Genomic DNA, 20,254 nt, shown 5'->3' with positions numbered 1-20,254 from the left:
CACCGGTGCTGCCCACTTTCCGCGGTCGGCTTTCCGACGCTGATCAGCCACGGGCTTCTCCGCGGAGGCGGGACTGACCGGAAATGATCGCGGGTAGCCGGTGCGAGCCGCCTCGCCCGTGAGGGGCGTTCCGGTCGTTGCACGCAGCCACGCCGCCCGGGAGATCACGGGCGTGGTGGTCCGGCGCGGAGCGGCTCACGGCGTACAGCTGAGGCAGTCTCCGCTTGCACGAGGAGCCCGCACCGGACAGCCGGGGTGACCCCGTTTCCGAGACCGCGCCGGATGGACGAGCCTGATCTGCGCGGATGGCCCGGCAGGGCCGGATGGCCCGGGAATTCGTGGAAGCGGGTGTCCGATGGCGCCCGGCGGTGGCAGACTTCAGGATTACCTGAATGGGAGCGGTTGATCGCTCAGAATAAGGGTAGCCTTACCTGCCTGATCTTCCCGATCGCAGTGAGGTGTGACCATGGCGAACCGACCCGCCCGACCGGCCCACGAGGGTGTGGTCACCCGGGTGGAGCAGCTGACCCCGCACATGGTGCGTGTCGTGGTCGGCGGTGACGCGCTCGCCCGCATCGAGGCCGGGCAGTTCAGCGACCACTACATCAAGGTGCTGTTCCCCCTTCCCGGCGTGACCTATCCGGAGCCGTTCGACCAGGGCGTGATCCGGGAGACCCTGCCGCGCGAGCAGTGGCCCGTCGTGCGCACCTACACGGTGCGCAAATGGCTGCCGGAGATCGGCGAGATGTGGGTCGACTTCGTGGTGCACGGCGACGAGGGCATCGCCGGCCCGTGGGCCGCGGCCGCCCAACCGGGCGACCCGTTCCGGTTCATGGGACCGGGCGGCGGCTATCTGCCGGACACCGACGCCGGCTGGCATCTGCTGGCCGGTGACGAGAGCGCGCTCCCGGCCATCGCCGCGTCACTCGAGCGGATCCCGGACGGCGTGCCGGCCAAGGCGTTCATCGAGGTCGCCGGGCCGCACGAGGAGCAGAAACTGGAGGCGCCGGAGAGCGCCGAGATCGTCTGGCTGCACCGGGGCGACCGGCCGGTCGGCGAGCTTCTGGTCGACGCGGTGAAAGGGCTGACCTTCCCGGAGGGGCGGGTGCAGGCGTTCGTGCACGGCGAGGCGACGTTCGTCAAGGAGCTTCGCGGGCATCTGCGTCTCGACCGCGGTCTGACGATGGACCAGCTGTCCATCTCGGGCTACTGGCGGCGCGGCCTGAACGAGGACGGCTGGCAGTCCAGCAAACGCGAGTGGAACCAGCAGGTCGAGCGTGAGCAGGAGCCGGCGCCGGCGGTGTAAGGAGTGTGACCGCGGGCACCCGATACCCTGAGTGTCGTGGTGATCAGTGAGAAGACTCGTACCGGCAGCCTGTTCGCGTTGACGGCCCTGCTGCTGGCCGCGGTCAACCTCCGGCTGGCGGTCACCAGCATCGGTCCGGTGCTCACCGAGATCCGGGCCGGGCTCGGCATGAGCGCCACCGTCGCCGGGCTCCTCACGTCCGTGCCGGTGCTCTGCTTCGCGTCGATCGGCCTGGCCGCGCCCCGGCTCGCCCAGCGGTTCAGCCCGGCCCGGGTGATCCTCGGCGGTCTGCTGCTGCTCACCGCCGGGCTGGCGATCCGGCCCTACACCGGCCATCCCGCGCCGTTCCTGCTGTTCAGCGCCGTGGCCCTGGCCGGCATCGCGCTGGTGAACGTGTTGCTGCCGTCGATCGTCAAGGACCGGTTCCCGGACCGGGTCGGCACCGTCACCGGCCTCTACTCGGTGGCGCTCAACATCGGTGCCACCACGGCCGCCGCGGCGACCGTTCCGATCACCGGCGCCTTCGGCGACGACTGGCGGACGGGCCTGGCGATCTGGTCCCTCGCCGCGGTGGTCGCGCTCCCCCCGTGGCTGCTGCTGGCCCGTTCGCGCGGCGCCGCCGCCGGTGCGGCCTCCCCCGACCCGGCTCCGGTACGGGTGAGCCGTCACCCGGTGGCCTGGGCCCTCGCCGTGTACTTCGCCATGCAGTCCACCTCCGCCTACGTGATCATCGGCTGGCTGCCGGAGATCTACCGGGACGCCGGACTCTCGCCGTCACTGGCCGGGGTGCTGTTCGCGGTGACCTCGCTGCTCGGCGTGCCCCTGTCGTTCCTGCTGTCGGCGTACGCGGGCCGGCTGCGCTCGCAGAGCCTCATCGCCCTGGCCCTCGGCCTCTTCGGCATCGCCGGCTGGACCGGCCTGTGGGCCTCCCCCGCCGCCGCGCCCTGGCTGTGGGCGATACTCCTCGGCGTCGCGAACGCCGCGTTCCCGCTGGTCCTGACGATGATCGCGCTGCGCGGCAAGAACCCGGGCACGGTCGTCCAACTGTCCGCCTTCGCCCAGAGCGTCGGCTACCTCATCGCCATCCCCAGCCCGATCCTGGTCGGCGTCCTGCACGACTGGTCGGGCGGCTGGCGGCTGCCCCTCGGCTTCATGGTCGCCCTGACCATCCCCCAGATCATCGCCGGCATGGCCGCCGGCCGCGACCGCCAGATCTGACGTGCTCACCGTTTGATTGTCCGCGGTCCCCACAAACCGCGCGATGGGCGGCACCCGGGGCAGGCCGCCGGCAAGAAGTGGCAGCCGAAGGCATCGCCGGAGCGTTCGCGCCAGCGGGCCGGCTATTCCGCTTCGACGTCGCAGCTACCACGCTGTTTTCGTTGAAAGGCTACGAAAGTGGATGTCAATCTGCAGGTGACCGACAGGTAGAGTGACGGCGTGTTGATCCGATTCGAGGCGTCCAACTTCCGCTCGCTCAATGAGAACGTGGAGTTGTCGATGGTCGCGGTCGACCGTGACCGCGAGGGGGCACGGGAGGCGCCGCATCTGGGCGAGAGCCTGCTGACCGTAGCGGCGATCTACGGGCCCAACGCCTCCGGCAAGTCGAACGTCATCGCTGCCCTGGCATGGCTCCGCGACGCAGTCGTGCACTCCCTCCGCTACTGGGAGGATGAGATCCCCGTCGACCCGTTCGCCTTCAGCGAGGAGAACCGGCCCACGGAGTTCGTGCTCGAACTACTCGTCAACGGCGTCCGGTTCGAATATCTGGTTTCGCTGGACCGAGAACGGGTTCACTACGAGGGCCTGTTCCACTACCCGGAGAGGAAGCGGCGGAGAATCTTCGAACGCGACGATCTCGATCTAAAGCTGCAGCGTGGGCTCGGCAGCTTGTCCGGAACCCGAGAACTGCTGACGCCGATCACTCTGGCCATCTCCGTCGCACGCCGATTCAAAGACCCTTTGGTGACCGAGTTCGCCAGGCAACTCTCACAAATGCAGATCTTCGGCATTCCAGCTCAGTCAAGGATGCTCAAAAGGCCGTTCTTCCCCGGCACGCCCGGGTCACTGACCACTCGAGAAACCATTCGTCTTTTCGAGGATCCGCCGGAACAGACCCTCTTCGCGGATGAGGATCGGATCAAGGCGTTGGCGTTACTTCAATTGGCCGATCTCGGAATTTCGGACGTCGTGATCGAACAGGAGGAAGTCGTCTTCGGAAGCGCACCCGAAGACCGGCGGACCCGCAGCCGGGTGCGATTGCTCCACGAGACTGGCGTACGCAAGGTTCCTCTCGACTTCACCGCGGAGTCGGAAGGAACTCGGATCTGGTTCCAGATGATCGGTCCTGTGCTGAACGCGCTCCAAAGAGGGTCGATCATCGCCTTCGACGAACTTGACGCCAGCCTGCATCCGACAGTGTCCGCGGAGCTGCTGAAGATCTTCGGCAGCAAGACGCTCAACCCTCATGGCGCCCAACTCGTCTTCACTTCTCATGACACAAGCCTTCTCGGCCATCTGAACAGGGACGAAGTCTGGCTAACCGACAAACAGGCGGACGGATCGACTCGGCTGGGGGCGCTGGCAGAGTTCGCCGGCGAACGAGTGCGCCGATCTCAGAACCTCGAGACCGCGTACCTGCACGGACGTTTCGGCGCACTGCCTCAGGTAGATCAAGCAGGTTTTCTTCGCGCGCTCGGCCTCATCGGATGAGATCGGAAGGCATGAGCCGGCGCCGCGGAGGAAAATCTCTCAAACGCGCGACCGGAAGGCGTCCAGAGCTGCGCACCCTCGTGGTCTTCTGCGAGGGCGAGAAATCCGAACCGGACTATGTCAACGGACTCAAGCGCCTGCCCCACGTTCTGCGGAACACCGCGTTGAATCTGGAGATCCATCCCGAGCAAGGCGCGCCGATCACTCTGGTCAGGATGGCGATCGAGCGGAAGAGTGATCCTGAGGTCGACGAATGCTGGTGCCTGTTCGATGTCGAGTGGCCGCAGAACCATCCGAGCCTGCACGCGGCCACCACGCTCGCCAAGGCGCACGGCATCAACCTGGCGATCTCCAATCCCTGCTTCGAGCTATGGCTCATCCTGCATCACCGGGACCATCCTCGGTTCGACAACACTGATGTGGTCGAGAGAGCCAGCCGGGCGCTGGAAGGCCGTAAAGGCAAGGGCATCGACGCGGGCTTCTACATGCCGTTGCGGAAGGAGGCCGCTCGCCGGGCTCTGCTGCTGGACAAGCGGCATGCGAGCGCGGGCGTGTCCTTTCCGCACGACAATCCCTCATCGGGAATGCACCGGTTTCTCGCGGCCGTGGAAGGGCCGGACAGCTGATCGGGGACGCGATGTGGGACAGCCCGGTGTGCCGGGACCGAGGGAGTGCCGGCACACCGGGCCTGTTCGGGGCCGCTGAGGGTCAGGCGGCGGGGGTGAGCAGGTCGGCGGTGAGGTCGCTGGTGGAGCTGATGACGCCGCAGCGGGTCTGGACGTGGCGCAGCGCGTCGGCGTGGTGGGCGGGGCTGAAGTCGGCGACCGCGTCGGTGACGACGAACGGCTGGATGCCGCGCATGAAAGCGTCCAGGGCGGTGGCCAGGATGCCGATGTGGGCGTAGACGCCGGTGACGATCAGCTGGTCGCGGGAGCCGAGCCGGTCGGCCAGGTCGGTGCCGACGAAAGCGCTGTAGCGGCGCTTGGTCAGGACCACGTCGCCGGGGGCCGGGCGCAGGGCGTCGGTGATCGCCAGGGCCTGCGGGTCGGCGGGCGGGCCGTCGCCCCAGAAGTCCTGGAGCAGGCCGCGCTCCTCGCGGGACTGGCCGCCGGGCTGGGCGGAGAAGAAGACCGGGATGCCGGTACGGGCGGCGTGCTCGCGGAGTCGCGTGATGTTGCCGATGACCTTGGAGAGCAGGGCGTTGTCGGCGGTTCCGAACGGGGCGAGGAAGTAGTTCTGCATGTCGTGCACGAGCAGCGCGGCGCGGGACGGCTCGACGCGCCAGTCCACCTTGCCGGCGGAGCGGGTGAAGCCGCTCGGAACGTGGTAGGGGGTGATGCGGGGAAGCATCAGTCGGTTCCTTTCGAGGTGCCGGAAGCGGCAGGGGTGCCAGGTTCGGCGGGAGTGCCCGGTGCGGCAGGATTGCCGGGTTCGGCAGGAGTGCCGGGTTCGGCCGAAGCGCCGGGTTCGGCGGAAGCGCCGGGTTCGGCGGGGGTGGTGGCCAGGTCGCGGAGGAAGGTGCGCAACTCGCGGCGGCTGGTCTTGCCGACGCCGGTGACCGGGAACCGCTCGACCACCCGGAGCTTGTCCGGGATCTTGAAGGCGGCGAGGCCACGGTCCCGCAGATGGGCGCGGATCTGCGGCAGGCGCGGGGCGGTGGCGCCGTCCTTGACCACGATGAAGGCGCAGGTGCGTTCGCCCAGGTAGTCGTCGGGCAGGGCGACCACGGCGGCGTCGTGCACGGCCGGATGGGTGAGCAGGTGGTCCTCGACCTCCTCGGCGGCGATCTTCTCGCCGCCGCGGTTGATCTGGTCCTTGGCCCGGCCCTCGACGATCAGGTAGCCGCCGTCGACCCGCCGGACCAGGTCACCGGTGCGGTAGAAGCCGTCGGCGGTGAACGCGGTCCGGTTGTGTGCCTCGGCGTTCCAATAACCGCGGATCGTGTACGGGCCGCGGGTCAGCAGATGCCCGACGGTCCCGTCCGGCACCGGCACGTCGGAGTCGTCGACGATCAGCACCTCGTCGTCGGGTGAGATGGGCCGGCCCTGGGTGTGCAGCACGATGTCGTCGCCGTCGTCGAGGCGGGTGTAGTTGACCAGGCCCTCGGCCATCCCGAAGACCTGCTGGAGCTTGCAGCCGAGCACCGGCCCGACCCGGGCGGCGACCGAGTCGAGCAGTTTGGCGCCGCCCACCTGCAGAACCTCCAGACTGGACAGGTCCGGCGAGAGACGTTCGGCCGCGTCGAGCCAGAGCAGGGCGAGCGGCGGGACCAGCGCGGCGATGGTGACCCGCTCCCGTTGGATCAGCGGGAACACGGTCGCCGGGTCGGACGTGGTGGAGAGCACGACCGTGCCGCCGGCGTGGAAGACGCCGAGGACGCCGGGCGACGACATCGCGAAGTTGTGCGCCACCGGCAGGACGACCAGGTAGGAGCTGTCCGGGGTGAGTCCGCAGATCTCGGCGCTCTCCCGGACGCTGTAGAGGTAGTCGTCGTGGGTCCGCGGGATCAGTTTCGGCAGGCCGGTGCTGCCGCCGGACAGTTGCAGGAAGCCCAGGTCGGACGGGCCGGGGCCGGGCGGCAGGTCACCGTCGGAGTAGAGGTCGGCGAGGGCGGTGTGCCCGCCGGGGTCGCCGGCCACGATCACCCGGGCGGACCCGGCGACCGAGGCCAGGGTGCGATGGTCGAAGCCGTCGTGGACGCCGGTGGTGATGAAGGCGGTCGCCGACGTGTGCGAACAGAAGTAGCCGATCTCGGCGCTGCGGTGCGCGGGCAGGGCGAACACCGGTAGGGCGCCCAGCCGGAACAACGCGAAGATCACATCGAAGTACTCGGCCACGTTGGGCAGCTGCACCACGACCCGGTCGTCACGGCGTACCCCCAGCTCGTGCAGACCGGCCGCGAGCCGCAAGGCGCGCTCGCGCAGTGACCGGTAGCTGATCCGGCGTTCGCCGTCGACGACCGCGATGCGGTCGCCGAACTTCTCCGCGGCGGTACGGAGCAGGTCGTCGAAGGTCTGCCCGGTCCAGTGGCCGGCCTTGCGGTAGCGGTCGGCGAAGTCGTCAGGCCACATCGAACACTCCCAGCGCGGTCAGGATCGTGCCGAGTTTGGCGGTGGTCTCGGCGAGTTCGGAGTCCGGGTCGGAGGCGGCGACGATGCCGGCTCCGGCGTACACCTCGAGACCGTCCGGGCCGGAGGTCGCGCAGCGGATGGTGACCGCCCACTCGCCGTCGCCGGAGGCGTCGCTCCAGCCGACCATGCCGGCGAAGAAGCCTCTGTCGAACGGCTCGAGCTCGGCGATCGCCCGGCGGGCCACGGCGGCCGGGGTGCCGCAGACCGCGGGCGTCGGGTGCAGGGCGGTGGCCAGGGCCAGCGACGACACGTCCGGGTCGCGGATCTCGCCGGTGATCCGGGAGCCGAGGTGCCACATGGTGGGGGTGGCGGTGAGCGTCGGCTCGGACGGCACCCGCAGGTCGCGGCAGAACGGCAGCAGGCCCTCGGCGACCGCCTCGCTGGCGAACGTGTGCTCGTGCCGGTCCTTGGCGGATTCGAGCAGGCCGGCGGCGCGGCGGGCGTCCTCGGCCGGGTCGGTGCTGCGCGGGATCGAGCCGGCGAGGGGGTTGGCGCTGACCATCCGGCCGTGCCGGGCGACCAGCAGTTCCGGGCTGGCGCCGAACAGGGTCCGGCCGCCGCCGAGGTCGATGCCGAAGGTGTAGCTGCCGGCGCCGCCGAGCGCCAGCCCGCGCACCACCGGTGTCGGGTCGAACCCGTCGGCGGCCAGGCGCAGCGCCCGGGCCAGCACGACCTTGGTGTAGGCGCCGGCCCGGATGTCCTCGACGGCACGGGCGACCGCGGCGACGTACCCTGGATCCGGGATCGGCGGCAGGCTCTCCCGGGCGGCCGAGGCGGCCGGCACCGCCGGGGCCGATCCGATGACGGCGGCCCGGCGCAGGCGCTCCGGGACGATCAGGCGGGCGGGCGCGTCCGGGGCGAACGGGACGGCGCCGACGACGGTCCGCACCGGGTGACCGCACGTGGCGAACACGTCGGCGACCTGGGCGGGCAGGTCCGCCAGGCCGGACGTGTTCACCTCCTCGTGCACGCCCTCGGCGAGCAGGGTGCCGCTCGGTGACACGAACACCGACGACTGCCCGGCCGTGTAGGCGTCGAGCAGGTCGGTTCCGTCGAGAGTGGAGACGGCGACGGACACGGAGATTCTCCCTTCACCGGCTGAGGACGAGCCGGTCGGTGATCAGGCTCGGAGGGTGGCGCCGCCGTCGACGTACAGGTCGTGCATGGTGATGTGCCGCGCCTGGTCGGAGGCGAGGAACAGCACGGCGTCGGCGATGTCCTCCGGGGTGGCGATGCGCCCGAGCGGGATGCCGACGCGGAAGGCGGCCGGATCCCCGTCGAGGACCGGCGACGGCACGCCGTCGGTCCAGAGCTGCCGCTGCATCGGCGTGTCGGTGGAGCCGGGGGCGACCACGTTGCAGCGGATGCCGTGCGGCGCCAGTTCGAGGCCGAGACACTTGGTGAACATGGTGGCGGCGGCCTTGGACGCGGCATAGGCGGACATGCCGGTCCGTGGCACGCCTGCCGCGTTCGAGGAGACCGTGACGATGGCGCCGGAGCGGCGGGGCACCATCCGCCGGGCCACCGCGCGGCTGGTGTGGAAGACGCCTGTGGTGTTGACCGCGAAGGTGCGTGCCCAGGCCTCGTCGGTGAGGTCGACGACCTCGCCCAGGTGCAGCACACCCGCCACATTGACCAGCAGGTCGAGCGGGCCGAGGAACCGCTCGGCGGCATCCACCGCGGTCTCCACCTGGCCGGCGTCGGTGACGTCGGCGACCAGTGGGAGGATGCCGGGGTGCTCGTCGGCGAGCTGCTTGACGCCGTCGTCGGTCCGGTCGGTGGCGGCGACCCGGACCCCCTCGGCGGCGAGCGCCCGGGCGACCGCCCGGCCGATGCCCTGACCGGCTCCGGTGACCAGAGCGGTCTTACCGGCCAGGCCCCTCACCGGGCCCCACCGGCGCTGTCGATGCTGCTCAAGGACGGCTCCTTACTTAGGTAAGGCTAACCTAGCACTGACGCCAACCGGCGGGCAGAGGGGGACTTTGGGCCCGCGACCGGGCCACCCCTCCTGTGCGCCAATGAGGACATGAGAGCGACCGTTTCGGAACAGCCCCGCAAGGACGAGCGCTACCCGACCCCCACCGGCGAGCCCTGCCCGTACGCGCTGCGCACGGACGGGACGGTCGAAGGCGACGGAGCCTGCCGGGGCTGCGGAAACTGCCTCTTGGGAGCCGATTGGCAGAGATGACATTGGCAGCGCGTGGCGTCCGGCCCGTACGGTGGGCTCGTGGTCGATGCGCTCAGTGACGTAATGGCGACTCAGCGTATGAAGTCTGCCCGCAGGCCGATCTCCTGGTGGCCGGTCGGCTTGATCGCGGCCTCCGTCACCCTTCTGCTTCTGATCACCTCCAACCGGTACGGCTACCATCGCGACGAGCTCTACTTCCGGCTCCTCGCCGACCATCCACAGTGGGGTTACGCCGACCAGCCACCGTTCACCCCGATGCTGGTCAGGCTCGGCATCGAGGCGTTCGGCGACACCCTGTGGGCGATCCGGGCGCCGGCCGCGCTGATCCTCGGGCTCACCGCCGTCGTGGCCGCGCTGATCGCCCGCGAGGCCGGCGGCGGACGCGCCGCCCAGACGATCGCCGCCTCCGCCGCCTTCGGCGCCTTCCCGCTCTCCGCGGCGCATGTGACATCCACCACGTCCGCCGATCTGCTGGTCTGGCTCGGGGTGCTGTTCTTCACGATCCGGGCGCTGCTGTGGGACCGGCCGCGGGCCTGGCTGGGCGCCGGTGTGGTGGCCGGGCTCGGGCTCTACAACAAGCATCTGGTGGTGATCCTGCTGCTCTGCCTCGGCGCGGCGCTGCTGCTGGCCGGGCCGCGCTCGGCGCTGCGCTCCCGGCACCTGTGGGCGGGCGCGGCGCTGGCCCTGCTGATCGGCCTGCCCAACCTGATCTACCAGATGCTCAACGGGTTCCCGCAGGCGGAGATGGCGGCGGCGATCGCGGCGGACAAGGGCGGCGAGTCGCGGCGGATGCTGCTGCCGATGCAGTTCGCGCTGCTGACCCTGCCGCCGGTGTGGATCGCCGGGATCGTCGCGGTGCTGCGGGAGCCCCGGCTGCGGGTGCTCCGCGCCGTCGCCGTGGCGTACCCGTTGATGCTGCTGCTGGTGCTGGTCACGGCCGGTCAGCCGTACTATCCGGTGGGTCTGCTCCTCGGTCTCCTCGCGATCGGCGCGGTTCCGGTGGAGCGGTGGGCCACCGGCCGCGCCGGCCGGAAAGCCCTCGTCGCGGCCGGGGTGCTGGTCACCTCCGCGGCCGGGGTGCTGACGTCGCTGCCGGTGATCCCGGCCGACCGGCTCGCCGGTTCCCTGCCGATCGCGGTCAATCAGACGATCGCCGATCAGCTCGGCTGGCGGGAGTACGTGTGGCAGGTCGCCTCGGTGCACGCCGTCCTGCCCGAGGCGGACCGGCGCCGGGCGGTGCTGTTCACCGGCAACTACGGCGAAGCCGGCGCCCTCGACCGGTACGGCCCGTCACTCGGCCTGCCGGGGGTCTACAGCGGACACAACGAACTGCACCGGTACGGCCCGCCGCCGGAATCCCGGACGGTGGTGATCGCGGTTCTACAGGCGGAACCGGACCGGGCGTCCGCGATGCTCGGCGCCTGCCAGACCCGGGCCCGGCTGCACAACTCCCTCGGCGTCGAGAACGAGGAGGTGGGCGCCCGCGTCTACCTCTGCCGCATCAGCGAGCCGTGGTCCGCCGTCTGGCCCCGGCTGGCTCACTTCTCCTGACAGACCGCCGTCACCACCAGGCCGTCGCCGACCAGGAAACGGCCGTGCAGGGTGCGCCACGGCGCCTCCACCCGCAGCCACGCGGTGAACGCCCCGGCCGCCGGATCGATCTCGATCCGCGCGTCCTCGAACCCGAGCCAGCGCCGGGTCAGCGGGAACCACGCCTTGTAGACGGACTCCTTCGCGGAGAACAACAGCCGGTCCCAGTGCACCGACGGATCCGCCTCGGCCAGCGCCGCCAGATGCTCCACGTCGCCCGGCGCGGTCACCGCGCCGATCACCCGCGGCGGGAGCGGGGCGTGCGACTCCGCGTCGATGCCCACGCTCGCCACGTCACTGGTCCGGACGACCGCCGCGCCGCGGAACCCGGTGCAGTGCGTGATGCTGCCCGCCGCCCCGGCCGGCCAGATCGGCTCCCGGCGCGGCCCGGGACGGATCGGCACCGGCGCGAACCCCAGTTTCCCCAGCGCCTCGCGGGCGCAGCGGCGGGCGGTGACGAACTCCCGGCGGCGGCCCGCCACGGCCTTCGCGATCAGGTCCTCCTCACCCGGGAAACAGGGCTCGTCCGGGTCGTCGGTGAATGCCTCGGCGGTGATCACCGAGGAGGGCAGCAGAGCTTCGAGCACCAGGGCAGTGTCCCACTCCGTCAGCCGTCCCCGTCCCGCCGCCCGGCGGCGCCGGCGACCTCGAAGACTGAACGCTCGAATACGCGAAGGGCATTCGCTGGAAACCTCACGCGGGCACAATGGCGGCATGGATCTTCGACAGGGCATCGGTCTACGCAAACTGGGCAAGACCGCCGAAGAGTTCCAGCAGGACCTGTTGAGCAACCTCTATTACCGGCGCGGCACCACCGTCGAGTCGGCGAGCGCGCGGGACGCGTACGAGACGCTGTCGCAGACGGTCCGCGACCGCCTCGCCGAAAGGCGGGCCCGAACCGCCGCCGCGCACTATGCCAGCAACCCCCGCTGGGTCTACTACCTCTCCGCGGAATACCTGCTCGGCGCACAGCTCGAACAGAACCTGCTCTACTCCGGCACCGGTGAGATCGCCGCCGAGGCGGTGAAGGCCCTCGGTTTCAGCATCGAGGACCTGGAGGATCTCGACATCGAGCCCGGCCTCGGCAACGGCGGCCTGGGCCGGCTCGCGGCCTGTCTGGTCGACTCGATGGCCACCCGGGACATTCCGGCGGTGGGCTACGGCATCCGCTACGACCTCGGCATCTTCCGCCAGATCATCACCGAGAACGGGCAGACCGAACTGCCCGACGACTGGGCGTTCCAGGGCAACCCGTGGGAGTTCCCGGCGCCCGACGACCGCCAGACGGTCGGCTTCTACGGCCACACCGAGCCGGTTCCCGGCTCGCAGACCCGCAAGGTGTGGGTGCCGGGCGAGATCGTGCTCGGCGAGCCCAGCCACATGCTGGTCCCCGGCTACGGCACGGAGACCGTCAACATCGTCCGGCTGTGGAGCGCCAAGGCCAGTGAGGCCTCGTTCGACCTGTCCCGTTTCTCCGCCGGGCAGTACGCGGAGGCCGTCCAGGAGGCGGTCCGGGCCGAGAACATCAGCAAGGTGCTCTACCCCGACGACAGCACCGAGCTGGGCCGGGAGCTCCGGCTCAAGCAGCAGTACTTCCTGGTGTCCTGCTCGCTGCGGGACATCATCCGGCGGTTCCGGCTGCGGAACGAGGGCTGGGACGGCTTCGCCGAGAAGACGGTGATCCAGCTCAACGACACGCACCCGACGATCGCGATCGCCGAGCTGATGCGGCTGCTCGTCGACGAGTACGAGCTGGAGTGGGACCGGGCCTGGGAGATCACCCGGAAGACGTTCGCGTACACCTGCCACACCCTCCTGCCGGAGGCCCTCGAAACGTGGCCGGTGCACCTCTTCGAGCGGCTGCTCCCCCGCCACCTGGAGATCATCTACCTGATCAACATGTTGTTCCTGCGGGAGGTCGAGGCCCGGTTCCCCGGCGACGACGACCGGCTCCGGCGGATGTCGATCATCGGCGAGGAACCGCGGATGGTCCGGATGGCACACCTCGCGGTGGTCGGCACCGAGGCCGTCAACGGTGTCGCCGAACTGCACTCGAAGCTGCTGCGCGAGACCGTGCTCGACGACTTCGCCGAGCTGTGGCCGGCCAAGTTCCAGAACGTCACGAACGGCATCTCGCCCCGCCGGTTCGTCCGGATCGCCAACCCGCGCCTGTCCGACCTGATCACCGAGGGACTCGGCACCGACACCTGGATCCGCGATCTGGAACGTCTGGAAGGGCTGGAGCGGCTCGCCGACGACGCCTCGTTCCGGGAACGCTGGCAGGCGATCAAGCGGGCGAACAAGGTGGACCTGGCGGCCGGCGATCCGGACTCGCTCACCGACGTGATGATCAAGCGGTTCCACGAGTACAAGCGGCAGCAGCTCAAAGTGCTCCACGTGATCACCCTCTACCACCGGATCCGGCAGGATCCGGGCCGCGACCGGGTGCCGCGCACCGTCCTGTTCGCCGGCAAGGCGGCGCCCGCCTACCACGCGGCGAAGGACATCATCCGGCTGATCGCCACGGTCGCGGCCACCATCGAGAAGGATCCGGTCGTCTCGCCGTACCTCAAGGTGGTCTTCCCGTCGAACTACAACGTCACCCTCGCTGAGAAGATCATCCCGGCCGCCGACCTGTCCGAGCAGATCTCGCTCGCCGGCAAGGAGGCGTCCGGCACCGGCAACATGAAGCTGGCCCTGAACGGCGCGATCACCATCGGCACCATGGACGGCGCCAACATCGAGATCCGCGCCCGGGTCGGCGAGGAGAACTTCTTCCTCTTCGGCCTGGACGCCTACGAGGCCGCCAACGCCCGGATCAACGGCTACTTCCCGCACCGCTACTACGAACACGACCCGGAGTTGCGGGCCGCGCTCGACGCCCTCGGCTCCGGAGCCTTCGGCGAGTCCGGCCAGCGGGTCGCCAGTTCCCTGATGAGCTGGGACGAATACCTCACCCTCGCCGACTTCCGCTCCTACCTCGACTGCCAGGAGCAGGTCGAACAGGCCTGGCACGACCGCGAGCGCTGGACCCGGATGTCCATTCTGAACACCGCGCACTGCGGCTTCTTCAGCTCCGACCGCACGATCGCCGACTACGCCGCCCGCATCTGGCGCGTCGCTCCCGTCCCGGTCCCGCACGACGACTGAGAACCGGCGATTCTCCCGGGGCGGCGCGTTTCGCACGCGCCGCCCCACTTCTTTTCGGGGGTACGGGGAACGCCGCTTCCCGCCGGGCGCGTGCCGCCCCGCTTGCGTGGTGACGTGCGGTCCGCAGCGCGCCACACGTCACCACACGAACCGCAGCGCCGCTGTGTGGTGACGTGCGGTGGGGAGCGGGCCGCGCGTCACCACGGCAACCCGCTCGAGCGGTGGCGGCCGGGTGGGCGGGTGTGGGCCGTGGCGAGCAGGAGGGCGCCGGCGGCCAGCATCCCGACCCCGGTCAGCGCCAGGACCACGGCCGGGTCTCCGGTGACCGGGATGTCGGGGCGGGCGCCGGGCGGCGGCGACGTGGACGGATCCGGCCGGCGCGGGGTCACGACGGTCGCCGGGGCGGTCGCCTCCACCTCGTCGGCGGCGTCCGCGCGGGTCAGCGAGCCGGTCGCCCGCGCCTCGTAGGTGCGCCGCCCGGACACGATCTCCTGCCGGGTCAGGTGGTACACGCCGGAGACGCAGACGGCCTGCTCTCCCGGGGCGAGGGTGGTCGGGGTGCAGGTGACGCCGGTGGGCAGGCCGGAGATCCGCAGGGCGGTGACGGTCACGTTGCCGGTGTTGGTGACGACCACCGTCGAGGTCACGTCGTCGGTGACGCCCAGGACGCCGTCGCCGTCCACATCGGTCCAGGTGGCGGTCTGGGCGGCGGCCAGGACCGGGCGCGCCTCGGCGAGCGGGACGGTCACGCTGACGTGGCGGAACGACACCGGTTCACGGCCGGGCCGGGTGCCGATGACCCGGGCCGTCTCCCGGAAGGCGCTGCCCGCGTCCATCTCGGCCTGGCTGACCCGGTGCGGCCGGGGCGTGGTGCAGACGACGGTGGCACGGACCGCCAGGGTGGCCGGCGGGCAGACGCCGGCGCCGAACATGGCGCTCGCCACGGCGACGTCCGTCATCGTCACGTCGCCGTCGTTGGTCACCTGGTAGCGGAAGCCGACCGTGTCGCCGGCCTGCACGCCGGCGCGGCTGGTCACCGCGGTCACCGCCAGGGTCAGCGCCGGGGTGCCGGCCACCACCGGCACGGTCGCGGCCGACGGCCCGTACCGCCCGGGGTCGGTCTCCCCGTCCGGGATGCCGGTGACGTACGCGGTCTCGGTGATCCCGCCCCCGGTGTCGACGTGCGCCTGCACGACCGGGTAGGCGGCGGCCGTGCAGGTCATCGCGGCGCGGACGGCGAGGCCGGCGGACGGGCAGCGGACCTGCCGGCCGAGGGCGGTGACGACGGTGACCGTACCCATCGCGGTGTTGCCGTTGTTGGTGACCAGATAGGTCCAGGCGACGGTGTCCCCGGCGGACGCCTCGACGGTGGACCGGATCCCGGCCGTCCTGCGGGCCCCGGCGCCCTGGACCGTGCCGGCGGTCTCGATGGTCAGCGACGGCGCCGGCACGAGGACCGGGATCTCCGAGGTGAACGGGCCGAAGTCGGCAGGCGCGGTGGCGCCGGGGGTCTGCGCGGTGAGCACGGCGTTCTCGATCACGGGTTTCCCGGCGGCCACGTCGGCGCGGGTGACGGTGTGGCCGGACGGTGCGGCGCAGGTCATCGTGTCCCCGGCCGGTACCGACGTGCCCGGGCAGGGAATCGGCCCGAACCGGCCGCTGGTCAGGGTGATCCGGCTCATCGTGACGTTGCCGGCGTTGCGGATCAGATAGGTGTAGCCGATCCGGTCGCCCGGCTCGACCGCGTCGGCGTGCGCGGCCGGGGTCACCGACGGGGTGACCGTGACGGTGAGCAGACCGGACGCCTCGGCGACCGGGACCGTGACGGCGGTGGTGGCGTAGGCGATCGGCTGGGTGGCGCTCGGCTGGCGCCCGTGGGCGGCGCCGGAGAAGGACAGCGGGCCGCCGGCGTCCACGTCCGCGCGGGACACCGGATAGCCCCGCGGGGTGGCGCAGTACATCGCGGCGGCCACCGCGAGGGTGCTCCGCGGGCAGGACGCGGGCACCGGGTCGCTGACCACCGAGACGTCCCGCATCGTCACGTTGCCGGTGTTCGTGACCAGGTACTGCGCCGTCACCACGTCCCCGGCCTCGACGCCGCCGGCGTGGTCGGCCGGGTCCACCGTCGTGGCGGCCCGGATGCTCAGATCGGGCGCCGCGACCGCCACCCGGACCGGCACCGACATCTGCGCCGACGCGGGCGGGTTCCCGGTGCCGGCACCCTGGCCGGTGACCACGGCGTTGTTGCGGATGTCGGCGCCGGTGTCCACATCGTCCTGGGTGACCCGGTACGGCGCCGCCGAGTGGCAGGTGACCGTCGCCGACACGGCCACGGTGGTCAGGCTGTGGCAGTCGGCCGCGCCGCCGATCGTGTCGACCACGGCGAGCCCGCTGATCGTGACGTTGCCGTCGTTGGTGATCTCGTAGGCGTAGTTGATCGGATCGCCGGCCCCGGCCCGCCCGCTGACCTGCGGATCAACGTCCAGGGTCAGCACCGGCGCCGGCATCTCGACGGCGACGGCCGAGGTGTACGGCCCGTACGAGGTGAGCGTCCCGCCCGCCGGCACCCCGGTCGCCGTGGCGCTGGAGGCGATCGGCACGCCCGCGTCGATCTGCGCCTGCGTGACGGTGTGCGTCACCGGGGTGCAGGGCGCCGACGCCCCGACGGCGAGACTCGTGGGGCAGGAGATCGGGCCGAGCAGACTGTCGGTCACGGCGATGGACGACATCGTGTGGCCGCCGTTGTTGGCGACCGTGAACGCGTAGTCGATCGTGTCGCCCTCGGCCACCGCGCTCTGCCGGGCGGCCGGGCTGACCGTCGGGGTGACCAGCACGGTCAGCAGGTCGGCGGCGACCGCGATCGGCACGCTCGCGGTGACCAGGCCGTACTGGGTGGCGCCGGTCGCGCCGGGTGCGGCCGCGACGACCCGGACGGTGTCGGTGACCGGCAGCCGGCTGTCGATGTCCGACTGCACCACCGGGTACGGCCCGGCCGTACAGATCATCGGCCCGGCGCCGGCCGCCAGAGTGCTCTGCGGGCAGGTCGCGGCGCCACCCTTGGAGCCGGTGACGCCGATCTGCGTCATCGTCAGGTTGCCGGTGTTGCGGATCGCGTACTGGTAGCTGATCGAGTCGCCGGCCCGGACCCCGTCCTGGTTGCCCGGCGGTGACACGGCCGGGGTGACGACCAGGCCCAGGGCGGGAGCGGCCGCGGCGACGGTCATGGAAACCGTGGCGGTGTCGTTGGCGGCGGCCGGGTCGGTGCTCTCCGACGACAGGATGGTGATCCGGCCGGTGAGGGCGCCGGAGCCCTGGGCGGTGCCGGTGAAGTCGAGGATCGCGGTCGCGCCGGTCGCCAGCACCGGGATCGTCCAGGTCGAGCCGCTGTAGCTGCCGGATCCCGGCACACCGGAGACGATCGAGAGGCCGGTCTGCGGCTCGTCCCGGATGATCACCTGCCGGGCGTCGGACGGGCCGGCGTTGCTGACCGTGGCCCGGAAGCGCACCTGCTCGGACTGCACGATCGGCGGAACCGTGGTGAGGCTCTGGACGATCCCGAGGTCCGAACGGCGATGCACGGTGGCGGTCCCGGTCGCCGTGTCGTTGCCGGCCGCCGGATCGGGTGAGGAGGTGGTCACCTCGGCGACGCGGGTCACCCAGGCGCCGGCGTAGGAGGCCGGCAACAGGCCCTCGAACGTGACGTTCCAGAACGAGCCGGCGGCCAGGACGGTACGGGTGCAGTCCCACACCCCGCCGACGGTGGTGACCGTCCCGACGCTCCAGGCGCCGGTGGTCTGGAAGACGCAGGTGCCGCCCGGGGCGCTCGCGGACGGGACCTCCCAGCCGGCCGGGACCGCCTGCCGGACCACCACGCCCTCGGCCCGGGTCGGTCCGCTGTTGGCGACGACGACCGCGCTGCGCAGGCTCTGGCCGGCGACCACCACGCCGCCGCCCGGGTTGCTGATCGTCTGGGTGACGGAGGCGTCGCCGCTCAGCAGGATCGTGAAGGTGACCGTGTCGGTGTCGTTGGCGGCCACGGTGTCGGTGGTCGGGGAGATCACCGTGGTGGTGGCCCGGCCCACCCCTGCCTGCGCGTCCCAACCGAGCCGGGCGAGCCCCTCGAGCGTCCTGGTCTCGCCGGGGTCGAGCTTGTCCAGGGTGCAGGCGGTGGCCGTGCAGAACGCCGGCCGGACGATCGTCACGCCGGGCGGCACCACCGTGTTGAACGAGACGTTCGTCGCCTCGGACGGCCCGTTGTTGGTGACCGTGAGGGTGTAGGGCACCGACTCACCGGCGTACGCGGTGCTCGCCCCGATGGTCAGCGAGACGGCCACGTCGGCGACCGCGGTGCCGGCCGACTGCACCGAGGCGTTGTTGTTGCCGACGTTCGCGTCCGGGGTCAGCGACACCACCGACACCGCGTTGTTGACGGCGGTCACGCTCGGGCTCAGCCGGATCACGATGGTGACGGTGACCGTGACGTTCGCGTCGATCGGCCCGAGCCCGCACTCGACGATCCGGGCCGAGACCGTGTAGGCGCAGGCGCCGCCGTTGCCGCCGGAGACACCGCTGCCGACGTACGTGTTCCCGGTCGCGACCGGGTCGGACAGCCCGATCGACCGCATCATCGACGGCCCGGTGTTGGTGACCGGGATCGTGTAGGTGACGGTGTCGCCGGCGACCGGCGCCGACGGGGACGCGGTCATCGTCACGCCCAGGTCGCCGATCGCGGTGACGGCGGCGCTGACCGAGGCGCTGTTGTTGGCGGCGCTCATCTCGTACGTCGCGCTGCTGATCGTCACCGGCAGCACCGCCTGGGTGCCGACGGTGGCCGCGGACGGCACGTCCGCAGCGACCCGCATGGTGACCGTCCCGCCGACCGGCAGCGTGGCGATGTCACAGGTGGCGACCTGTCCGCTGATCGCGCACGTGCCGTTCGGCGAGGACGCGCCGATGCCGGTGAGCCCGGGCGGCACGGTCGCGGCGAGTCGCACGGTGCCGGCCGTGTTCCGCCCGGTGTTGGTGGCGGTGGCGGTGATCTCGGCACGCTGCCCGGCGACCACGCCGGAACTGGTCAGCACGGCGGTCACGGACAGGTCGGCGGCGGGCGCGACGACGGTGGGGATGGTGTTGGACACCGAGGTCGGCCGGTTGCCGGTCAGCGTGTCGGTGTAGGTGGCTGTCGCGTCGTTGGTCACCGTGCTGTCGGCGGTGGCCGTGTCGACGGTGACCTGATAGCTGAGGCTGCGGGTCTCGCCGGGCTGGACGGTGCCGCCCGCCGCGGCGCCCGCCCCGTCGCCGGACCGGACCCGGACGGTCCGGGTCGCCGCGTCGTACTCGCCGGTGTCGCCGTCGGCGGCGTCACTGACGGTGGTGCTGGCCGACCCGGTGATCGACCGGATCGACCCGGGCACGAATCTCACCCCGGCCGGCAGCGTGTCGGTGAGCACGGACGACCGGGCCGGGTTGCCGCCGTCGTTGCGGGCCGCGACGGTGTAGGTGAGCGTGTCGCCGATGTTCGCCGACGCCGGGCTGACCGAGGTGGTCGTGGTGAGGCAGGCCGAGGTACCGAAACTGATGGCGTCCAGGAAGTTGCCGTGGGTCGGCTTGTTCTGCGCCGCCGAGATCGACCGGAACGCGAACCGGGTGGTGAACTGCGCGGCCGGGACCGTGTACATGCCCGAGTAGGAACCCCAGGCCGTGTTGGTGTCGACGATGTCCGGGCCCTGCTTGACGCCGAGCGCCTCCGAGTTCGCCGGGCCGATCCACACGCCCATGGTGTCGGTGCCGAGACGGCCGCGGTGCCGCAGCTCCCAGCGCAGCGTCTCGCCGGGGACGGTCGGCAGCTCCTGGTAGAGGGTGGAGACCAGGTTCGCGTTGAGCTCGGCGTACTGGGTGCCGACGGCGGCGTCCGGCGCGTTGTACTTGTTGCCGGTCATCTCGTGCCACAGCTCGATCGCGTTGTCGGAGGCGGTGGTGAGCCAGCCCGGCACCTGGGTCTGCGGCATCACCTTGTACGTGCCCTCGGGAATGACCGGGGTCTCGAAGTCACCGTTGGTCAGCGTGGTCGGGGTGGGGCAGACGGTCTGCGCGGCCACGGCGGGCCGGTGTCCGGACGGCAGCGCCACGAACAGGGTCCCCAGGATGACGCTGAGCATGATCCGTCCGAGCACCCGCTCA

General features: G+C 71.2%; 12 protein-coding genes. 6 read left to right on the top strand and 6 right to left on the bottom strand.

All coding sequences use genetic code 11. From position 1 onward, the window contains the following. Positions 1-466: 466 nt before the first annotated feature. From Aut01nite_RS40170 to Aut01nite_RS40155, 4 genes are all read left to right on the top strand, one after another. The gene (locus Aut01nite_RS40170; RefSeq protein WP_043532955.1) at positions 467-1,306 is read left to right on the top strand and encodes a siderophore-interacting protein; all 840 of its coding nucleotides are present in this window, start codon (positions 467-469) and stop codon (positions 1,304-1,306) included. Positions 1,307-1,342: 36 nt separating this feature from the next. After that, positions 1,343-2,524 (top strand): CynX/NimT family MFS transporter, encoded by a 1,182-nt coding sequence (locus Aut01nite_RS40165; RefSeq protein WP_043532954.1) that lies wholly within the window; start codon positions 1,343-1,345, stop codon positions 2,522-2,524. A gap of 219 nt (positions 2,525-2,743) precedes the next feature. Next, positions 2,744-4,015, top strand: coding sequence for an AAA family ATPase (locus Aut01nite_RS40160; RefSeq protein WP_043532953.1), 1,272 nt, complete (start codon positions 2,744-2,746; stop codon positions 4,013-4,015). An 11-nt stretch (positions 4,016-4,026) separates the two neighbouring features. Continuing rightward, positions 4,027-4,641 carry an RloB family protein gene (locus Aut01nite_RS40155; RefSeq protein ID WP_043532952.1) on the top strand — a complete coding sequence of 205 codons (615 nt, stop codon included), beginning with the start codon at positions 4,027-4,029 and terminating at the stop codon, positions 4,639-4,641. Positions 4,642-4,723: 82 nt separating this feature from the next. On the opposite strand, the gene Aut01nite_RS40150 is transcribed toward Aut01nite_RS40155, so the two are convergent. The 4 genes from Aut01nite_RS40150 to Aut01nite_RS40135 are packed head-to-tail and all read right to left on the bottom strand — an operon-like array spanning position 4,724 to position 9,031. After that, positions 4,724-5,365: an isochorismatase family protein gene (locus Aut01nite_RS40150; protein WP_043532951.1), complete on the bottom strand. Its 642-nt coding sequence runs from the start codon at positions 5,363-5,365 to the stop codon at positions 4,724-4,726. Beyond that, a complete protein-coding gene (locus tag Aut01nite_RS40145; protein WP_063958888.1) occupies positions 5,365-7,086 on the bottom strand; it encodes a (2,3-dihydroxybenzoyl)adenylate synthase in 1,722 nt (573 codons plus the stop codon). The genes Aut01nite_RS40150 and Aut01nite_RS40145 overlap by 1 nt, the downstream gene beginning before the upstream one ends. Continuing rightward, entirely contained in the window at positions 7,076-8,224 is a 1,149-nt protein-coding gene (locus Aut01nite_RS40140) for an isochorismate synthase (protein WP_043532950.1), read from the bottom strand. Before Aut01nite_RS40140 ends, Aut01nite_RS40145 begins: the two co-directional genes overlap by 11 nt. Before the next feature lie 42 nt (positions 8,225-8,266). Then, on the bottom strand, positions 8,267-9,031 hold the full coding sequence (locus Aut01nite_RS40135) for a 2,3-dihydro-2,3-dihydroxybenzoate dehydrogenase (RefSeq protein WP_043532949.1): 765 nt from the start codon (positions 9,029-9,031) through the stop codon (positions 8,267-8,269). Positions 9,032-9,397: 366 nt separating this feature from the next. Here Aut01nite_RS40135 and Aut01nite_RS40130 point away from each other — a divergent pair, with 366 nt between their 5' ends. Then, on the top strand, positions 9,398-10,885 hold the full coding sequence (locus tag Aut01nite_RS40130) for a glycosyltransferase family 39 protein (RefSeq protein ID WP_084000045.1): 1,488 nt from the start codon (positions 9,398-9,400) through the stop codon (positions 10,883-10,885). On the opposite strand, the gene Aut01nite_RS40125 is transcribed toward Aut01nite_RS40130, so the two are convergent. Continuing rightward, the gene (locus Aut01nite_RS40125) at positions 10,873-11,511 is read right to left on the bottom strand and encodes a 4'-phosphopantetheinyl transferase family protein (RefSeq protein ID WP_043532947.1); all 639 of its coding nucleotides are present in this window, start codon (positions 11,509-11,511) and stop codon (positions 10,873-10,875) included. The genes Aut01nite_RS40130 and Aut01nite_RS40125 overlap by 13 nt on opposite strands. A gap of 127 nt (positions 11,512-11,638) precedes the next feature. Between Aut01nite_RS40125 and Aut01nite_RS40120 the strand changes: the two genes are divergently transcribed. Beyond that, positions 11,639-14,074, top strand: coding sequence for a glycogen/starch/alpha-glucan phosphorylase (locus tag Aut01nite_RS40120; RefSeq protein WP_043532946.1), 2,436 nt, complete (start codon positions 11,639-11,641; stop codon positions 14,072-14,074). A gap of 197 nt (positions 14,075-14,271) precedes the next feature. Here the strand turns inward: Aut01nite_RS40120 and Aut01nite_RS40115 are convergent, their stop codons facing one another. Further along, complete coding sequence (locus Aut01nite_RS40115; RefSeq protein ID WP_052164561.1) at positions 14,272-20,247, bottom strand: CLIPPER-2 domain-containing protein; 5,976 nt, start codon at positions 20,245-20,247, stop codon at positions 14,272-14,274. Positions 20,248-20,254 lie beyond the last annotated feature (7 nt).

Source organism: Actinoplanes utahensis (assembly GCF_016862455.1).
Taxonomy (GTDB): Bacteria; Actinomycetota; Actinomycetes; order Mycobacteriales; family Micromonosporaceae; genus Actinoplanes; species Actinoplanes utahensis.
Note: the sequence above shows the minus strand (reverse complement) of the source record. Positions and strands in the feature narration are given on the sequence as shown.

Coding starts and splice junctions, on each gene's coding strand:
- Aut01nite_RS40170 (WP_043532955.1), top strand. CDS start 467: ATGGCGAACCGACCCGCCCGACCGGCCCACGAGGGTGTGGTCACCCGG.
- Aut01nite_RS40155 (WP_043532952.1), top strand. CDS start 4,027: ATGAGCCGGCGCCGCGGAGGAAAATCTCTCAAACGCGCGACCGGAAGG.
- Aut01nite_RS40150 (WP_043532951.1), bottom strand. CDS start 5,365: ATGCTTCCCCGCATCACCCCCTACCACGTTCCGAGCGGCTTCACCCGC.
- Aut01nite_RS40145 (WP_063958888.1), bottom strand. CDS start 7,086: ATGTGGCCTGACGACTTCGCCGACCGCTACCGCAAGGCCGGCCACTGG.
- Aut01nite_RS40130 (WP_084000045.1), top strand. CDS start 9,398: ATGGCGACTCAGCGTATGAAGTCTGCCCGCAGGCCGATCTCCTGGTGG.
- Aut01nite_RS40120 (WP_043532946.1), top strand. CDS start 11,639: ATGGATCTTCGACAGGGCATCGGTCTACGCAAACTGGGCAAGACCGCC.